At 57.5% G+C, this 16,643-nt stretch carries 20 protein-coding genes and 1 pseudogene; 6 read left to right on the top strand and 15 right to left on the bottom strand.

Annotated elements, in window-relative coordinates; all coding sequences use genetic code 11:
* Nucleotides 1-25: 25 nt before the first annotated feature.
* The 5 genes from pheS to thrS form a co-directional block, all read right to left on the bottom strand.
* A complete protein-coding gene (gene pheS / locus LIS66_RS10130) occupies nt 26-1,042 on the bottom strand; it encodes a phenylalanine--tRNA ligase subunit alpha (protein WP_003226365.1) in 1,017 nt (338 codons plus the stop codon).
* Nucleotides 1,043-1,151: 109 nt separating this feature from the next.
* Nucleotides 1,152-1,508, bottom strand: coding sequence for a 50S ribosomal protein L20 (rplT, locus tag LIS66_RS10125; RefSeq protein ID WP_002553161.1), 357 nt, complete (start codon nt 1,506-1,508; stop codon nt 1,152-1,154).
* Between the two features lie 27 nt (nt 1,509-1,535).
* Nucleotides 1,536-1,730 (bottom strand): 50S ribosomal protein L35, encoded by a 195-nt coding sequence (gene rpmI, locus LIS66_RS10120; protein WP_002553160.1) that lies wholly within the window; start codon nt 1,728-1,730, stop codon nt 1,536-1,538.
* Between the two features lie 60 nt (nt 1,731-1,790).
* The gene (infC, locus tag LIS66_RS10115; protein ID WP_169432615.1) at nt 1,791-2,342 is read right to left on the bottom strand and encodes a translation initiation factor IF-3; all 552 of its coding nucleotides are present in this window, start codon (nt 2,340-2,342) and stop codon (nt 1,791-1,793) included.
* On the bottom strand, nt 2,342-4,264 hold the full coding sequence (thrS, locus tag LIS66_RS10110) for a threonine--tRNA ligase (protein ID WP_042609455.1): 1,923 nt from the start codon (nt 4,262-4,264) through the stop codon (nt 2,342-2,344). Before thrS ends, infC begins: the two co-directional genes overlap by 1 nt.
* Nucleotides 4,265-4,633: 369 nt before the next feature.
* Between thrS and LIS66_RS10105 the strand changes: the two genes are divergently transcribed.
* Both LIS66_RS10105 and LIS66_RS10100 read left to right on the top strand, forming a co-directional pair.
* Complete coding sequence (locus LIS66_RS10105) at nt 4,634-4,936, top strand: hypothetical protein (protein ID WP_227974164.1); 303 nt, start codon at nt 4,634-4,636, stop codon at nt 4,934-4,936.
* 290 nt (nt 4,937-5,226) lie between these two features.
* A complete protein-coding gene (locus tag LIS66_RS10100; protein ID WP_003179963.1) occupies nt 5,227-5,439 on the top strand; it encodes a cold-shock protein in 213 nt (70 codons plus the stop codon).
* Between the two features lie 65 nt (nt 5,440-5,504).
* Here the strand turns inward: LIS66_RS10100 and LIS66_RS10095 are convergent, their stop codons facing one another.
* Both LIS66_RS10095 and LIS66_RS10090 read right to left on the bottom strand, forming a co-directional pair.
* A complete protein-coding gene (locus LIS66_RS10095; protein ID WP_065615026.1) occupies nt 5,505-5,822 on the bottom strand; it encodes an I78 family peptidase inhibitor in 318 nt (105 codons plus the stop codon).
* A gap of 167 nt (nt 5,823-5,989) precedes the next feature.
* A complete protein-coding gene (locus tag LIS66_RS10090) occupies nt 5,990-6,292 on the bottom strand; it encodes a hypothetical protein (protein WP_042609452.1) in 303 nt (100 codons plus the stop codon).
* A gap of 130 nt (nt 6,293-6,422) precedes the next feature.
* Here LIS66_RS10090 and LIS66_RS10085 point away from each other — a divergent pair, with 130 nt between their 5' ends.
* On the top strand, nt 6,423-6,623 hold the full coding sequence (locus LIS66_RS10085; RefSeq protein ID WP_042609451.1) for a hypothetical protein: 201 nt from the start codon (nt 6,423-6,425) through the stop codon (nt 6,621-6,623).
* Nucleotides 6,624-6,656: 33 nt separating this feature from the next.
* Here the strand turns inward: LIS66_RS10085 and LIS66_RS10080 are convergent, their stop codons facing one another.
* The 8 genes from LIS66_RS10080 to LIS66_RS10045 all read right to left on the bottom strand — a co-directional run bounded on the left by LIS66_RS10080 (nt 6,657) and on the right by LIS66_RS10045 (nt 14,265).
* On the bottom strand, nt 6,657-7,685 hold the full coding sequence (locus tag LIS66_RS10080; protein WP_064363937.1) for a nucleoside hydrolase: 1,029 nt from the start codon (nt 7,683-7,685) through the stop codon (nt 6,657-6,659).
* A gap of 30 nt (nt 7,686-7,715) precedes the next feature.
* The gene (gene rbsD, locus LIS66_RS10075) at nt 7,716-8,120 is read right to left on the bottom strand and encodes a D-ribose pyranase (protein WP_041478553.1); all 405 of its coding nucleotides are present in this window, start codon (nt 8,118-8,120) and stop codon (nt 7,716-7,718) included.
* Nucleotides 8,117-9,034: a ribokinase gene (rbsK, locus tag LIS66_RS10070; RefSeq protein WP_042609449.1), complete on the bottom strand. Its 918-nt coding sequence runs from the start codon at nt 9,032-9,034 to the stop codon at nt 8,117-8,119. Before rbsK ends, rbsD begins: the two co-directional genes overlap by 4 nt.
* 24 nt (nt 9,035-9,058) lie before the next feature.
* The gene (locus tag LIS66_RS10065; protein ID WP_227974163.1) at nt 9,059-10,078 is read right to left on the bottom strand and encodes a LacI family DNA-binding transcriptional regulator; all 1,020 of its coding nucleotides are present in this window, start codon (nt 10,076-10,078) and stop codon (nt 9,059-9,061) included.
* A 3-nt stretch (nt 10,079-10,081) separates the two neighbouring features.
* Entirely contained in the window at nt 10,082-11,059 is a 978-nt protein-coding gene (locus LIS66_RS10060) for an ABC transporter permease (protein ID WP_016774040.1), read from the bottom strand.
* Nucleotides 11,056-12,609 (bottom strand): sugar ABC transporter ATP-binding protein, encoded by a 1,554-nt coding sequence (locus LIS66_RS10055; protein ID WP_042609447.1) that lies wholly within the window; start codon nt 12,607-12,609, stop codon nt 11,056-11,058. Before LIS66_RS10055 ends, LIS66_RS10060 begins: the two co-directional genes overlap by 4 nt.
* 55 nt (nt 12,610-12,664) lie before the next feature.
* Entirely contained in the window at nt 12,665-13,621 is a 957-nt protein-coding gene (locus tag LIS66_RS10050; protein WP_064363934.1) for a sugar ABC transporter substrate-binding protein, read from the bottom strand.
* A 197-nt stretch (nt 13,622-13,818) separates the two neighbouring features.
* Nucleotides 13,819-14,265, bottom strand: a complete 447-nt coding sequence (locus LIS66_RS10045; protein WP_042609445.1) for a hypothetical protein — start codon at nt 14,263-14,265, stop codon at nt 13,819-13,821.
* A gap of 335 nt (nt 14,266-14,600) precedes the next feature.
* On the opposite strand from LIS66_RS10045, the gene LIS66_RS10040 reads away from it, so the two are divergent.
* The 3 genes and pseudogenes from LIS66_RS10040 to LIS66_RS10030 form a co-directional block, all read left to right on the top strand.
* Nucleotides 14,601-15,689 carry an asparaginase gene (locus LIS66_RS10040; RefSeq protein ID WP_039762072.1) on the top strand — a complete coding sequence of 363 codons (1,089 nt, stop codon included), beginning with the start codon at nt 14,601-14,603 and terminating at the stop codon, nt 15,687-15,689.
* Between the two features lie 198 nt (nt 15,690-15,887).
* Complete coding sequence (locus tag LIS66_RS10035) at nt 15,888-16,157, top strand: DUF1654 domain-containing protein (protein ID WP_016774035.1); 270 nt, start codon at nt 15,888-15,890, stop codon at nt 16,155-16,157.
* Between the two features lie 4 nt (nt 16,158-16,161).
* A pseudogene (locus LIS66_RS10030) lies at nt 16,162-16,554 on the top strand (endonuclease); the annotation flags it as partial.
* Nucleotides 16,555-16,643: the final 89 nt, after the last annotated feature.

The raw sequence follows: 16,643 nt of genomic DNA, 5'->3' as shown, positions 1-16,643 counted from the left end.
CTGCTCTCCTAAGAATTCGTTACGACTAGCGAAATTGCGCGAGGAACCGCAAGTCGTTGTCGAAGAACAGACGCAAGTCGTTCACGCCGTAACGGAGCATGGCCAGACGCTCGACGCCCATGCCGAAGGCAAAGCCGGAGAATTCTTCCGGGTCGATGCCGGACATGCGCAGCACGTTCGGGTGAACCATGCCGCAGCCCATCACTTCCAGCCAGCCGGTCTGCTTGCAGACGCGGCAGCCTTTACCGCTGCACATCACGCATTCCATATCGACTTCGGCGGATGGCTCGGTGAACGGGAAGTACGAAGGACGGAAACGTACGGCCAGTTCTTTCTCGAAGAACACCCGCAGGAATTCTTCGATGGTGCCTTTGAGATCGGCGAAATTGATGTCGCGATCAACCAGCAGGCCTTCGACCTGGTGGAACATCGGCGAATGGGTGATATCGGAGTCGCTGCGATATACGCGGCCAGGGCAGACGATGCGGATCGGCGGCTGCTTCGATTCCATGGTGCGGACCTGTACCGGCGAGGTATGGGTGCGCAGCAACATGTTGGCATTGAAATAGAAGGTGTCATGCATCGACCGGGCCGGGTGATGGCCTGGGATGTTGAGCGCTTCGAAGTTGTGATAGTCGTCTTCGACCTCTGGGCCTTCGGCGATGCCGTAGCCGATGCGGGTGAAGAACTGCTCGACACGCTCCAGAGTCCGGGTGACCGGATGCAGACCACCAGAGGTCTGGCCACGGCCCGGCAATGTCACGTCGATGGATTCGGCGGACAGTTTGGCAGCCAGTTCGGCTTCTTCAAACAGGGCCATGCGCGCATTGAGAACGCCTGTAACACGTTCCTTGGCAACGTTGATCAGCGCACCGACTTGCGGACGCTCTTCGGCCGGCAGATTCCCCAGGGTCTTCATCACCTGAGTCAATTCGCCCTTCTTGCCAAGGTATTGAACCCGGATTTGCTCCAGGGCATTGATATCTTCAGCGCTTTGCACAGCCTCTAGTGCTTGAGAGACCAGCGCATCCAGGTTTTCCATGTACAGACTCCAGATACAAAATAGGGGAAGAGCTTGAAGGCTCTTCCCCTATTTATGACGTTTAACACCTGGCCCCACAGAGGTGAGGCCGGGTGACTGTCGGGGGTACTTAAGCCAAGGTGGCTTTAGCTTTCTCGACAATCGCAGCAAACGCCGCTTTTTCGTTCACTGCCAGATCAGCCAGAACCTTGCGGTCGATCTCGATGGACGCTTTTTTCAGGCCAGCGATGAAACGGCTGTAGGACAGACCGTTAACACGAGCACCAGCGTTGATACGAGCGATCCACAGAGCGCGGAACTGACGTTTTTTCTGACGACGGTCACGGTAGGCGTATTGGCCTGCCTTGATTACCGCTTGCTTGGCAACACGGAATACGCGGGAGCGTGCGCCGTAGTAGCCTTTAGCAAGTTTCAGAATTTTTTTGTGACGCTTACGGGCAATGACGCCACGCTTTACACGAGCCATGAGTTACTTCCTCTATTCTTGACTAAATTAACGAAGGCGCAGCATGCGCTCGACTTTTGCCACGTCAGACGGATGCAGCAAGCTGCTACCGCGCAGTTGACGCTTACGCTTGGTCGACATTTTAGTCAGGATGTGGCTCTTGAAAGCGTGCTTGTGCTTGATGCCGTTAGCAGTTTTCAGAAACCGCTTGGCAGCACCACTTTTGGTTTTCATTTTTGGCATGTTCGGATACTCCGCATTCAGTTGATAAACATAATCAGAAGGCCTGCCGTGCCCTGTTGATTACTTCTTCTTTTTCGGGGCGATGACCATGATCAGCTGGCGTCCTTCCATCTTAGGATGCTGTTCGACCGAACCGTACTCGAGCAGGTCTTGTTCAACCCGCTTGAGAAGTTCCATCCCCAGCTCCTGGTGGGCCATCTCACGGCCGCGGAATCGCAAGGATACCTTGGCCCTGTCCCCGTCACTCAGGAAACGTACCAGGTTGCGCAGTTTTACCTGGTAATCCCCTTCCTCCGTCCCTGGACGAAACTTGATTTCTTTAACCTGAATCTGCTTCTGGTTTTTCTTCGCCGCGGCAATCTGCTTCTTCTTCTCGAAGATCGACTTGCCGTAGTCCATCACCCGGCAAACAGGCGGGACTGCGTCTGCGGAAATTTCCACCAGATCAAGCTTTGCTTCTTCAGCGATACGAAGCGCTTCATCAATCGAGACGATGCCAATCTGCTCGCCATCAGCGCCAATTAACCGAACCTCGCGTGCCGAGATATTCTCGTTGATCGGGGCTTTCGGTGCAGCTCGTTTATCTTGTCTCATTTCACGCTTAATAATAATTACTCCGAATCTGGGCGACCACGCCGGGAAACCGCTTGCGCGAGAAACTCAGCGAACCGGGCGACGGGCATCGAGCCCAGGTCAGCACCTTCACGAGTACGCACAGCGACAGTCTGCATCTCGACTTCCTTATCTCCGATAACCAAAAGATAGGGAACCTTGAGCAAAGTATGCTCGCGGATTTTAAAGCCGATCTTTTCATTTCTCAAGTCGGACTTGGCACGAAATCCGCTTTCGTTGAGAGTTTTTTCAACCTCTGCAACAAAATCTGCCTGTTTATCAGTGATATTCATGATCACCGCCTGGGTTGGCGCGAGCCACGCAGGGAAAGCACCTTCGTAGTGCTCGATCAGAATCCCGACGAAACGCTCGAACGAGCCGAGGATCGCCCGGTGCAGCATCACAGGGTGTTTGCGGCTGTTGTCTTCGGAGACGTATTCAGCGCCCAAACGGACAGGCAGGTTAAAATCGAGCTGCAAGGTACCACACTGCCACACGCGACCGAGACAATCTTTCAGCGAAAATTCGATCTTCGGACCGTAGAAAGCACCCTCGCCCGGCTGCAGATCGTACGGCAAGCCAGCGGAATCAAGGGCTGCAGCCAATGCGGCCTCAGCGCGATCCCACAGTTCGTCGGAACCAACGCGTTTTTCCGGACGAGTGGACAGTTTCATCTCGACTTCGGTAAAGCCGAAATCGCGATAGACGTCCATGGTCAGCTTGATGAACGCAGCGGACTCGGCCTGCATCTGCTCTTCAGTGCAGAAGATGTGCGCGTCGTCCTGAGTGAACGCTCGCACGCGCATGATGCCGTGCAACGCACCCGACGGCTCGTTACGGTGGCAGGCACCGAACTCGGCCAGGCGCATCGGCAACTCGCGGTAGCTCTTCAGGCCCTGATTGAACACCTGCACGTGGCACGGGCAGTTCATCGGCTTGATCGCGTAGTCGCGGTTTTCCGACTGAGTGGTGAACATGTTGTCGGCGTAGTTGGCCCAGTGCCCGGATTTCTCCCACAGGCTGCGGTCAACGACTTGAGGGGTCTTGATCTCAAGGTAGCCGTTGTCACGCTGGATCTTACGCATGTACTGCTCGAGCACCTGATACAAAGTCCAGCCGTTCGGGTGCCAGAACACCATGCCCGGAGACTCTTCCTGGGTGTGGAACAGGCCCAGGCGCTTGCCGATCTTGCGGTGATCGCGCTTCTCGGCTTCTTCGATGCGCTGGATGTAAGCTGCCAGCTGCTTCTTGTCAGCCCAGGCGGTGCCGTAAACGCGCTGCAATTGCTCGTTCTTGGCGTCGCCGCGCCAGTAGGCACCCGACAGCTTGGTCAGCTTGAAGGATTTCAGGAAGCGCGTGTTCGGCACGTGCGGACCGCGGCACATGTCGACGTATTCTTCGTGATAGTACAGACCCATGGTCTGTTCGTTCGGCATGTCTTCGACCAGGCGCAGCTTGTAGTCTTCGCCGCGAGCCTTGAACACTTCGATCACTTCGGCGCGCGGAGTGACTTTCTTGATGACGTCGTAATCCTTCTCGATCAGCTGCTGCATGCGCTGTTCGATGGCCGCCATGTCTTCCGGCGTGAAAGGACGCTCGTAGGCGATGTCGTAATAGAAGCCTTCGTCGATGACCGGGCCGATGACCATTTTCGCGGTCGGGTACAGCTGCTTGACCGCGTGGCCGACCAGGTGCGCGCAAGAGTGGCGAATGATCTCCAGCCCCTCTTCATCCTTTGGCGTAATGATTTGCAGGGTCGCGTCGCTGCTGATGATGTCGCTGGCGTCGACCAGTTGGCCATTGACCTTGCCGGCGAGCGTGGCTTTGGCCAGGCCTGCACCAATGGATGCGGCGACCTCGGCTACGGAAACCGGGTGATCGAATGAACGTTGACTGCCGTCGGGAAGAGTAATAGTTGGCATGGCGCCTCCTCTCCTAGTGGTGACCCCTACCAAAGGTCACGTGGGTTGGGATGAGCCAGTACAAGATCCGATCCAGGCCATTCAATGACGAACGCCTGCCTTACAGCGGCAGGAGCCTTGCGGCCAACCGGAAAACCGAACCAGAGTGACTGGGATTCAAATCGGAAAAATTCGCACGCCGACCGCTTCGGGACTGAAGGTCATCCGAAGCCTGAGAACGCTTGAGCCCGGCATGCTAGCACAGATGAGCGGTCGCTCACGCCCTGATTTGGCAGAAGGCCAAATGTCCGTTTTTATGCCAGAGTGCTGAACTTGATCGGCCTTTGCGCCCTCAGATAACAAGACATTGACCCACAAGGAGCATCCTCGATGCGTCTGAAAAGCTTATTCGCCGCCGTCGCCCCCGTCGTTCTGCTGCTGCCACTGAGCGCCCATGCCGACTGGCCGAAGGGCGAGCGCGAGAAGTACATGGCCCAGTGCACCCAGGCTGCCACCCCACAAATCGGTGCTGCTGCAGCGAAATCGCACTGCGCTTGCGGTGCTGACGCAATCAAGTCCTATCCTGCCCGCGATATTCAGGCATTGATGGACAACAAGGCGGCTCCGGAACTGCAGCAGAAAGCCCTTGGTCAGATCGCCAAATGCAAGGCAAATACCCCGGCGAAAAAATAACAAAACCGAGCATCCTGATCGCTTGAAAGGCCGAAAAAAGTGTTGGAAATGAGCCTTTTTGGACGATTTATGCAGGTTTTACAGGTTTTTTTATCGTCTTTACGTTTCGCTGCAAGCCTTTCAAACCGGGGCTTTCAGCAGAAACAGGCGGTAAAGAAAACACGACTGATTGGCAAACAGCACGTCCGGGGGGCTACCAAAGCGAACATTTCGACTATGATACCCGGGTGTGCCCAGTTGGCCTGAGCAGCACAGTACTACTGAAAATATATGTTTCTTGGAGATACACCATGTCTAATCGCCAAACCGGCACCGTTAAATGGTTCAACGATGAAAAAGGCTTCGGCTTCATCACTCCTCAAGGTGGCGGTGACGACCTGTTCGTACACTTCAAAGCTATCGAATCCGACGGTTTCAAAAGCCTGAAAGAAGGCCAGACCGTCTCTTTCGTGGCTGAGAAAGGCCAAAAGGGTATGCAAGCTGCACAGGTTCGCCCAGAGTAATTTCTCGGCGCACTAAAAAAACCCCGTCCAGGTGACGGGGTTTTTTATGCCTGACACAAAAGCACTCAGCCGCAGTTGACGCGGGTAACCACCAGGTTGTTGTCAGTGTTCAGGTTCAGGCGGTCGGAGCGATATTCCAGCGTGATCATGTCGTTCGGCTTGAGGAAACGCGCATTTTGCGCTCCAGCCTTGGCACGCGCCTGATCCAGCAGCTCAGGAGATGCTTTCTTGCCAACGGCAAATTGTGCTGCCGATGCTTCGCAGCGGCTATTTCCGGACTCAGCCGCCACGGGCTCCTTTGCCGACTCGCTGGAGGTTGTGCTGCAACCGGCCAATAGAGCAGCGGCCATAAGTGCACCCAGTGTCGCGAACTTCAAAGGCATGAAGCCTCCTTGTTTTCAAATGTTTAAGCAGAGATCGTGCGACCGCCATCTCGGCGTTTGGTTTCACGGCCAGAGCCATGCCCTGCCCCACGAGCGGAAAAATGCCGAGTGTGCCTGAGCTGCCCTGCCCGGCTCATCAAACAATCGTGACTGAATATTAACGACGCTTAATAAACGTCGATGTAGTCAAAGGGCGGATTCGGCCAGTTGTCCCTGAGCGCGTTGAAAATCTGCATGACCCAGACTTCATCGCTGGCCGCGACCTTGCCGACATAGCCCGAGCCCTTCGCCCAGGTTTCAAGACGAAACAGCAGACCGTCGATATCCTGCCCGCCAGTCACGCTGGACAAATAGGCGATGCCGCCCTTGGTCACGCGCAATTGAGTATGTTCGTCGTCGCTGCCCGCGGCGAGCAATTGGCGCACAGCGTCGAGCGTGAGGCCGTCAGGGGTATTCAGATCGATCTGCACAACAGGGTCCTTGGTAGGCCGTAAAAGACCAAGTGTCGCATAGCACTCCGCTCATGCCTAAGTCGCAGTGCCAAACGCCGCGCAAAATGGTTAACTCGAAAAACAGACACCCTGACCTTCGAGCCTTCTCATGACCAGCCTCAGCATCGACGCCGACATAAAAGCCAAATGGGCAGACGGACACAGCTCTTACAGTCCTGGTACGACGGAAGAGCTGGCGCTGATCGGCATCGACCTGTTGGTCAAGGAGCTGGGAATCGAGGCGGCGCAGCAATTCATCAATCAGGTATTCGAACGATACCCGACCGTATCGGCCGAACACGCCCAGTGAAACCCGCAGGCAGGGGCCTGCGGGTCAGCGGACTTATTTGAGGCGCTTCAGGCGCTCGGTCAGCAGATCAAAGAATCCCTGGGCGTCGCCATTTTCGACCCAGAACGCATTCTTCGGTGCTTTCAGACCGTCGTACCAGTCGACAATGGTCTGGCCGAATGTCGGACCTTCCCGACTATCCACCACGACATTGACCGCCCGACCGGTAAACAGCTCAGGCTTGAGCAGGTACGCCACCACAGTCGCGTCATGCACCGGGCCGCCGGGAATGCCGTAGTGCTCCATATCGCCCTTGATGTATTCGTTGAGAATGTCGCCGACAATCTTGCTTGCATTGTTGTTCAGCGCGGCAATCTGCTTCAGGCGTGCATCACTGGTGAGGATCTTGTGCGTCACGTCCAGCGGCAGATACGTCAGCTTCACCCCGCTCTTGAGCACCACCTCGGCAGCCTGTGGATCAGCGAACAGGTTGAATTCGGCGACGGGGGTGATGTTGCCACCGTTGAAATGCGCCCCGCCCATGATCACCACTTCCTTGATGCCCTGAACGATCTCGGGCTCCTGGATCAGCGCCAGCGCCAGATTGGTCTGCGGACCGAGCATGGCGATGGTGATGCTGTGTGGCTTGGCCGATTTAAGGGTGTCGATCAGATAATTGACCGCATTGCCTTTCGCCAGGCCTTTTTTCGGTTCGTGAACCGTAACGCCCGACAAGCCTTCCTTGCCATGAATGTTCTCGGCGTAGATCGGCGTGCGCATCAGCGGTTTCGGCGCGCCGGCGTAAACCGGTACGTCTTCGCGCCCCGCCCATTCGCGAGCCAATCGCGCGTTACGCGAAGTCTTGTCCAGGCGCACATTGCCGGCCACCGTCGTCAGCGCGCGAATATTCAATTCATCCGGCGACGCCAGAGCGAACAGCAAGGCGACCACGTCGTCAGCGCCAGGATCGGTGTCGATGATCAGGTCGATCTTTTCCGCCGCCTGAGCGCCGGTCGCAGTTAGCACGGACACAAGCAGCAGGCTCCGGATCAGTTGGTGAAGTTTTTCAGCATAGCGTTGCATGGCGCATTCCTTGTGCAGGTGAATCGGAAATCAGAATGTAACCCCGGCGACCAGAACGATGTTGCAGTACGGCTGACATTCTCCTGTACGAATGATCGCCCTGGCCTGTCGGCTCAGCACCTTGAACTGTTCGTGGGTGAGCAGATCCCTACGGCCCAGGGCACCCTCTTCGTTCAATGCGTCCAGATCCGCCAGTGCCGTCGGTTGCTTGTCGAAGATCTCCTTGGCCAGCACATGGCTTTCCACCTGCATTTCGCTGAGCACGACTTTCAGTGTGCTGACAAAATCAGGGATGCCATGGGTCAGCGCCAGATCGATCAATTCGACACCCGGCGGCACCGGCAAACCGGCGTCGCCAATCACGACCATGTCACCGTGGCCAAGAGATGCGATCAGTCGCGACAGCGCGACGTTGAGCAAAGGAGTCTTTTTCATGCGGGTCTGAACGCCTGTACTTCGGACATGGTTGGAATGGAGGGTTGCGCACCGGCACGGGTGACCGACAGTGCAGCAGCAATCTGGCCATAGCGAATCGCCTCCGCCTCAGACTTGCCATTGGCCAGCGCTGCAGCGAAACCACCGACAAAGGTGTCGCCCGCCGCCGTGGTGTCCACCGCCTTCACGGTCGGTGCGGGAAAATGTTCGAAGCCTTTGCCATCGGCGAACAACGAACCCTGCGCGCCTAACGTGACGATGACTTTGCCCGCGCCCATGGCAATCAATTGAGTGGCGGCCGTTTCTGCCGACTGCAGCGAGTCGACAGAGAGACCGCTCAATGCGGCTGCTTCGCTCTCATTGGGAATCAGATAGTCGATGGCGGCGAACCAGTCTGCCGGCAACGGGCGACTGGCCGGCGCCGGGTTGAGGATTACGGTTTTGCCCAGTTCACGCGCACGCTTGAGCGCATGTCCGACCGTCGCATCGGGAATCTCGAGCTGGCAGATCACCACATCGGCGGCCTGCAACACCGCATCAAAACGGTCGATCACTGCCGGGGTCATCGCGCCGTTGGCACCGGCGACAATCACGATGGCGTTCTGGCTGTTGTCATCGACCACAATCAGCGCTACGCCACTGGAATCCTCCACGACGCTGACAGCCTGGCAATCGATGTGCTCGGCCAGTAACGCATCGCGCAACCGCACACCGTAGTCGTCATTTCCGACGCAACCGATCATCGCCACCTGCGCGCCCAGGCGCGCTGCGGCAACTGCCTGATTGGCGCCCTTGCCGCCGGAAACCGTGGCGAAGGTATGACCGATCAGTGTTTCACCGCCGCGAGGCAGCCGTGGCGCCCGGGTGACCAGGTCCATGTTCAGACTGCCTATTACCACTACATTTGCTGGCATACATCACTACTCATCAATTCGGTTTCAGCGATATTCGGTGAACACGCCGGACAGCGGCGCGGTCGATTCGCGCAGGACAATGCTGGGAGTCACGATGCGTTGATCGGTACCAGAATCAGGCGCAGCAATTCTTCGCAAGAGCACTTCGGCAGCCATTTCGCCGAGTTGCAGGATCGACTGGCCGACCGTGGTCAGCGCCGGATAGACATAACGACTCATTTGAATGTCATCGAAGCCGATCACCGATAACTCGGCCGGCACTCGCACGTTACGTTCGGCCGCTGCACGCAGCACACCGATGCCAATCATGTCGTTACCGGCGAAAATCGCACTCGGCGGATTGCTTTCAAGCAGCCGTGCGGCGGCGTTGTAACCACCGGTGCTGGTGAAGTCGCTCTCAAGCATGCGCTCCGCGCGCGCCTCGATTCCCGCCTCTTGCAGCGCCCGGCAATAACCGGCCTGACGCATCTGCGCCACGCTGGTACTCGCCGGACCACCGATGGTGGCGATGTCGCGATGCCCCAACTCAAGCAGGTGGCGCGTCGCCAGATAAGCGCCGTATTCGTGATCGATGCGCACCAGATCGGCATTCACACCCTCCAGGCCACGGTCGACGATCACCATCGGCGTCTTCACGCCCGCCAGCCCTTCTGCCAGACCGCTGTCACCGCCGGCGGAGGCAACGATCAAGCCGTCGATGCGCTTTTCCAGCAACACGCGCAAATAACTGCGCTGCTTTTCCGGGTTGTCGTCGGAGTTGCAGAGGATCACGCAGTAGCCATTACGCTCGCAATAATCCTCGATTCCCCGCGCCAATTCGGCGAAGTACGGGTTGAGGCTGTTGGGCACCAGCAGGCCGATGGTCGCCGTGGTTTTGGCTTTCAGCGAGCGCGCCACGGCACTGGGTACGTAGTCGAGGCTCTTGATCGCCGCCTCCACTTTGCGCCGCACTTCCTGACTCACCGGGCGGGTGTTGTTTACCACGTGCGACACGGTCGTGTAGGAAATGCCCGCGAGTGCCGCTACATCCTTGATCGTTGCCATGGTTCAGCCCCGGCGACTGGCGCGTTGACTGCGATAGGTGTCGAGCACCACGGCGATGACGATCACCGCACCGGTAATAATGCGCTTGGTCGGCTCCGTCGCACCAATCTGTGCGAGTCCGGCAGCGAGGACGGAAATGATCAACACGCCAAAGAAAGTGCTGATCACCGAACCGCGACCACCCATCAGGCTGGTGCCGCCGATGACCACGGCCGCGATCACTTGCAACTCCAGGCCCGAACCTGCGTTCGGGTCAGCCGCTTCCAGACGCGAAATCTGAAACAGCGCAGCGATGCCCGCCAGCAAACCCATCAGGCTGAACACCAGAATCTTGTAGGGCTTGGGATTGATCCCGGCCAGACGCACCGCCTCTTCGTTGGTGCCGATGCCGATCAGGTAGCGACCGAAAACGGTGCGGGTCAAAACCGCCTGCGCGATGAAAATCACAAGCAAGGCGATGATGAACGAGGGGGAAATACCGAACGCGATCGGATTCGACAGCCAGGCAAACGCATCACCAATGTAAGCGGTACGCGAGCCGGTCATCTGATAGGCCACCCCGCGGGCCATCTCCAGCACGCCGAGGGAGACGATGAACGACGGAATCCGCCAGGCCACGGTGATCGAGCCCGTGATGGTCCCGGCCAGAGCCGCTACGGCCATGCCGAGCAGGGCTGCCGGTAAAACGCTCCAGCCCCAACCGAGAATCGCAACGCTGACCGTAGATGCAGCCAGCGCCAGCACCGAGCCAACCGACAGGTCGATGCCGCCGATGATCAGCACGAAGGTCATGCCCACTGCCAGCACCATCAGGTCGGGAATCTGGTTGGCCAGGGTGCTGAACGTGTTGTACGAGAGGAAATGGCTGCTCAGGACCGAGAACAGCGCAATCATCGCCAGCAAGGCACCGGCCAGGCCCAGGTAAGTACCCAGGCCGAAAAAATTGCCACTACGTTTACTGGCAGAGGATGCAGTTTTCATGGGAGATCCCTAGGCGCTGCTTCGTTGAGCAACGCATCACGTTTTTGGTAGCCGGCGAATGCGGCGGCAAGCAAATCATCCTGGGTCCAGCTGTCGCGCTCGAAGGTGTCGATCAGGCGCCCCGCCGAGAGCACGCCGATCCGGTCGCAGATCAACATCAACTCGCGCAAGTCACTGGACACCACGACCAGCGCTTTGCCCTGACGGGTCAGTTCGCCGAGCAAACCGTAAATGTCGAACTTGGCGCCGACGTCGATACCGCGAGTGGGCTCGTCGAACAGCAGCACTGAGCAGTCGCGTTCCAGCCAGCGGCCGATCACGACCTTCTGCTGATTGCCGCCCGACAGTTCCGAGACCAATTGCGTCGGGCTCGAACTGCGGATGCGCATGGCCTCGATCTGACGCTGTGCCAGGGAGATTTCGTCGCCGTCGTTGATGAACCCGCCACTGGAAATTTCCGGCATGTTGCCCAAGGCAATGTTGGCGCTGATCGATTGACTGAGCAGCAGCCCTTCGCCCTTGCGATCTTCGGTGATCAGGGCAATGCCATTGCGCACGGCATCCACTGGCGAGCGAACACTCACAACTTTGGCCGGGGAGCCGAGCGCGATGGTTCCGCTGTCGGCCGTGTCGGCACCGAAGATCAGCCGCAGCAATTCCGTGCGCCCTGCCCCGATCAACCCGGAAATGCCATAAATCTCTCCGGCACGCACTTCGAAGGAGACGTCACGGACTTTGTCCGAACGCGTCAGGCCGGTGACCGTCAACGCCGGAGCACCGATCTTGCGCGGCCCCATGTCGATGTGTTCGCCCAGTTCGCGACCGACCATCAAGGTGACCAGTTGCTCGCTGTTGTAGTTGGCCATCGGCTCGACGCAGACCAGATTGCCATCACGCAGCACAGCAATGCGCTGTGCCACCCGCGCCAGTTCTTCGAGGCGGTGGGAAATATAAATGATGGAAACGCCACGGGCCTGCAATCGGGTGATCTGCTCGAAGAGCATTTCGACTTCTCGCGCCGTGAGCATAGCGGTCGGCTCATCGAGGATCAGCACGTGGCAGTCGCCGATCAGGTTGCGCGCGATTTCGACCATCTGCTGGTGACCGATACCGAGTTCGCCGACCAGCGTGTCCGGATCGATCGCATCGAGGCCGACCTGCGCCATGGCTTCGATCGCCGCCTTGCGCAACTGCTTGCGGCTGATCCAGCCAGCGCTGCTCGGCAGATTATCCAGAAAGAGGTTTTCCGCGACCGACAGCGTCGGCAACAGATTGAGTTCTTGCATGACCATGCGCACGCCAAGCTCTTCAGCCTGGGTACGGCTGCCCGGACGGTAGTCCTTGCCCTGGAATTGCATCTGGCCAGTGGTGGGCGTGACCAGACCACCAATGATTTTCGACAGGGTACTTTTGCCGGCACCATTTTCGCCGGTCAGCGCCAGTACTTCACCGCGCATCAGCGTCAGATCGATGCCGGTGAGCACCGGTTGCGCATAGGTCTTACCGATACCGCTGACCGAGAGGACAGCGTTCGGAGCGGAAACTGACATAGGAATCTCCACGCGCTCGCCCGGACGGACGAGCGCCGTTGTATCGCCAGATGACTTACTTGGTGACCAGCTCGACCGGTGTTTCGATCACGCCGTTGGCACCGCTGTCGACTTTTTCGCCCTTGATGATCTTCAGCGCGGTTTCGATGCCGAACACGGCTTGCTTGGCAGCAAACTGGTCAGCCGTAGCCAGCACGCGACCGTCCTTGAGCATTGGCTTGATCGCGTTGATGTTGTCGTAACCGACGACCTGAACCTGGCCCGCCTTGCCGGCGGCACGGACCGCGGAAACGGCGCCGACCGCCATGCTGTCGTTACCGGCCAGCAGCGCTTTGACGTCCGGGTATTCGCTGAGGATCGAAGCCGCAACCTTGTTGCCCTTGTCGATCTCCCAATCACCGGATTGCAGCGAGACCACTTTGATCTGCGCGGCTTCCATCGCGTCCTTGAAACCGGCCGTGCGCGCCTGCGCGTTGGTGGTGGTGGACACGCCTTCGATGATGCCGACCTGGTCGCCCGCCTTCAGTTGTTTGGCCAGGTATTCGCCAACCAGACGCGCACCCTTGCGATTGTCCGGCCCTACGAACGGCACGGTGATGTTTTTGCTTTTTACCACGGCGGGATCGAGCTGATTGTCGATGTTGATTACGGTGATACCGGCGTCTACAGCCTTCTTGATCACCGGCACCATGGCTTTGGAGTCAGAAGGCGCGATCACCAGTGCGTTCACCTTGGCGAGGATCATTTGTTCGACGATGCGGGTCTGCCCGGCGGTGTCGGTTTCGTCCTTGATTCCGTTGGAAATCAGATCGAAATCGGCGGAGTGTTCTTTCTGATAGGCCTTGGCGCCGTCTTCCATGGTCAGGAAGAATTCATTGGCCAGGGATTTCATGACCAGCGCGACCTTTGGTTTTTCCGCAGATTCGGCGAACGCCGAAGAGACAGGTAGTGCAGCGGCGGTAGTAGCCAGCATAGCGACAGCAAGAAGACGTGCGGCGAAGGGCAGCTTCATGGGTTCACTCCGATCTTATGATTATTGTGAGCAACGTTTGCGCTGACGTAAGCTACATCACGGCAGTGTGCATCAGCCCTGTTGAAGCCGCGCAAACGTTTGCGTAGACCGAACTATGAGAATCCCGCCGACTTTTGTCAACAATCAGAAATCGTCATTTGTTGTAGGGCGAATCGCTGACTCGCCCCTACGACACATTACGCGGTGGTGTTGACCAAGCCACCACTGGCGCCCTTGGACATTTCCTTGACCAGTGCACCGGCGACTTCCGTCATTGCCGCGCTGGTCTGCGCGATCTGCCCCTGAATGGACATGATGGCCTGGGACTTGGCTTCGGGCGTTGGATAACTCGCAGCCTGCGCTGCGGCCAATTGCTGCTGCTGTTCCTGAAGCTGCTTCTGCAACTCCTGCATGCGCTTGAGCAACGTCTTGACGGTGACGCTCTGGTTGCCGCCGCTCTCGGTTTTGCTCTCTTGCTGTACAGGACCGCCACCGGTTCTGACCTGATTTGTTTCGGTCTTCTCGGTACCCAGCGCCTGCGCCGCTGCCTCATTGGTCGCGTCGTTCAGGGTGTTGATCGTCGCTGCAGTTTTACCGCCGATGGTGACTGCAGCGGGATTGGCAAAACCGACCGTCAGTGACATGTGAACTCCTAAGATTTGGTTTCCTTGAGGACGCATCGGCCTGAGAGCACATTTCTTTAGCGGGTATTTGCTATTCAGCAGGCGTTAAGCGATTGCCTATCGGTGAGCCGAACACGAATCCGTCCGTCGTTCGGAATCCCGGATGGAACAGTCCGCAAGAACATTCCGTCTCTCGACAAATATTGATTTAAATCATCGGGTTAAACATTTTCCGCGGGCACATTACCCATGGTATGAATCCTGCTCCCCTCCCTGCACCCCAAGCATTCAGATCGGCTTGGGGCGCATCTAGATGAACCTGCATCAGCACCGTCTCACGACTAGAGAGAAAAATAATGAAATCTGCTTTCAATACCTTGGTTCCGGGCGCATTGGCCCTACTGCTGCTCCTGCCCACTGCCCTTCAGGCAAAAGAAGTCGAAACCCAGACCAAACTGGCCAACGTCGTTGTCCTCGCTACGGGCGGCACGATCGCCGGCGCCGGTGCGAGCGCCGCAAACAGCGCCACCTATCAGGCAGCGAAAGTCGGTATCGAACAACTGATCGCCGGCATTCCCGAGTTGAGCAAACTGGCTAACGTGCGTGGCGAACAAGTCATGCAGATCGCATCGGAAAGCATCACCAACGACAACCTGCTGCAATTGGGCCGTCGCGTTTCCGAACTGGCGGACAGCAAGGACGTCGACGGCATCGTCATTACCCACGGCACCGACACCCTGGAAGAAACCGCGTACTTCCTGAACCTCGTCGAGAAGACCGACAAGCCAATCATCGTCGTCGGCTCGATGCGTCCGGGCACCGCGATGTCGGCAGACGGCATGCTCAACCTGTACAACGCTGTAGCCGTGGCGAGCAGCAAGGAAGCGCACGGCAAAGGCGTGCTGGTCACCATGAACGACGAGATCCAGTCCGGTCGCGACGTCAGCAAAATGATCAACATCAAGACCGAAGCATTCAAAAGTGCCTGGGGCCCGCTGGGCATGGTCGTCGAAGGAAAATCCTACTGGTTCCGCCTGCCGGCCAAGCGTCACACCATGGATTCGGAATTCGATATCAAGAACATCAAGAGCCTGCCTGACGTCGAAATCGCCTACTCCTACGGCAACGTCAGCGATACCGCCTACAAGGCACTCGCCCAATCCGGTGCCAAAGCAATCATCCACGCCGGCACTGGCAACGGTTCGGTATCCTCTCGCGTGGTCCCTTCCCTGCAAGCCTTGCGCAAGGATGGCGTGCAGATCATTCGTTCGTCCCATGTCAATGCCGGCGGTTTTGTCCTGCGAAACGCCGAACAGCCTGACGACAAATATGACTGGGTTGTCGCTCACGACCTGAACCCGCAAAAAGCCCGCATCCTGGCGATGGTCGCACTGACCAAGACCAACGACAGCAAAGAACTGCAGCGGATGTTCTGGGAATATTGATTGACCTTCGCCTGATCAGCTCTCGATCAGGCAATTGCTCACCACCTGCCGGACTCGGCGGGTGGTGGCTCCCTCACACGCTTCAAGCATTCTTCCCACAAAAAACTCGACGAGCCTTACACCAAAATCGGAAACCTGCTGTCAGAGGATTTTCTTGAATTTTAAGCAGTTGCGAAATCGCTTACAGTTAAATACTGTATGCACGTACAGCTTAATAAGGATAACCTCGTGGCCACCTCTCCTGCTGCTCCTGACGCCTACGAACGCATGGGTATGCGCGTTCAGAAAATCATCAATTCCCCTACCGCACAAAAAGCCAAAGCCGCACTGATTTTCCGTTTGCCGGATGAGCCGATGGATGACTGGGAGCGTTTGCTCGAGGAAATCGACGAGAACGACAACGTTACCCTCGCCTATCGCGATGACGGTGGCGTGCAGATTTTTTGGGTTGTGCCGAAGGAAGATTGATTCAATGAGTGTCCGCTGTGTTGCTTTGCTGTTGTTATTTTTTGCCGTGGGCGCCCAGGCTGGCGCCCCACGCACCTTTTCGGAAGCCAAGAAAGCGGCGTGGAAACTCTACGCACCGCAGTCCACGGAGTTTTACTGCGGCTGCAAGTACACCGGCAACAAGGTCGATCTGAAGGCTTGCGGTTACGTGCCGCGCAAGAACGCCAAGCGTGCATCGAGAATCGAATGGGAGCACATCGTGCCGGCCTGGCAGATCGGTCACCAGCGACAATGCTGGCAGCAAGGCGGACGCAAGAATTGCACACGCTACGACCCGGTTTATCAAAAGGCCGAAGCTGATTTACACAATCTGGTGCCGAGCATTGGAGAGGTTTATCCGAGAGAGTCCCGTTTTTCAGAAACGTTGACATTCTTTCCAATGGCACATTGACAGCAAGATAACCTGTTGATTAGCTTGGCTTTATGAAGCGAATGGTGCTTCACGAG

The sequence above is a fragment of the Pseudomonas sp. HN2 genome (assembly GCF_020736465.1).
In the GTDB taxonomy this organism is placed as follows: Bacteria; Pseudomonadota; Gammaproteobacteria; order Pseudomonadales; family Pseudomonadaceae; genus Aquipseudomonas; species Aquipseudomonas moraviensis_A.
Note: the sequence above shows the minus strand (reverse complement) of the source record. Positions and strands in the feature narration are given on the sequence as shown.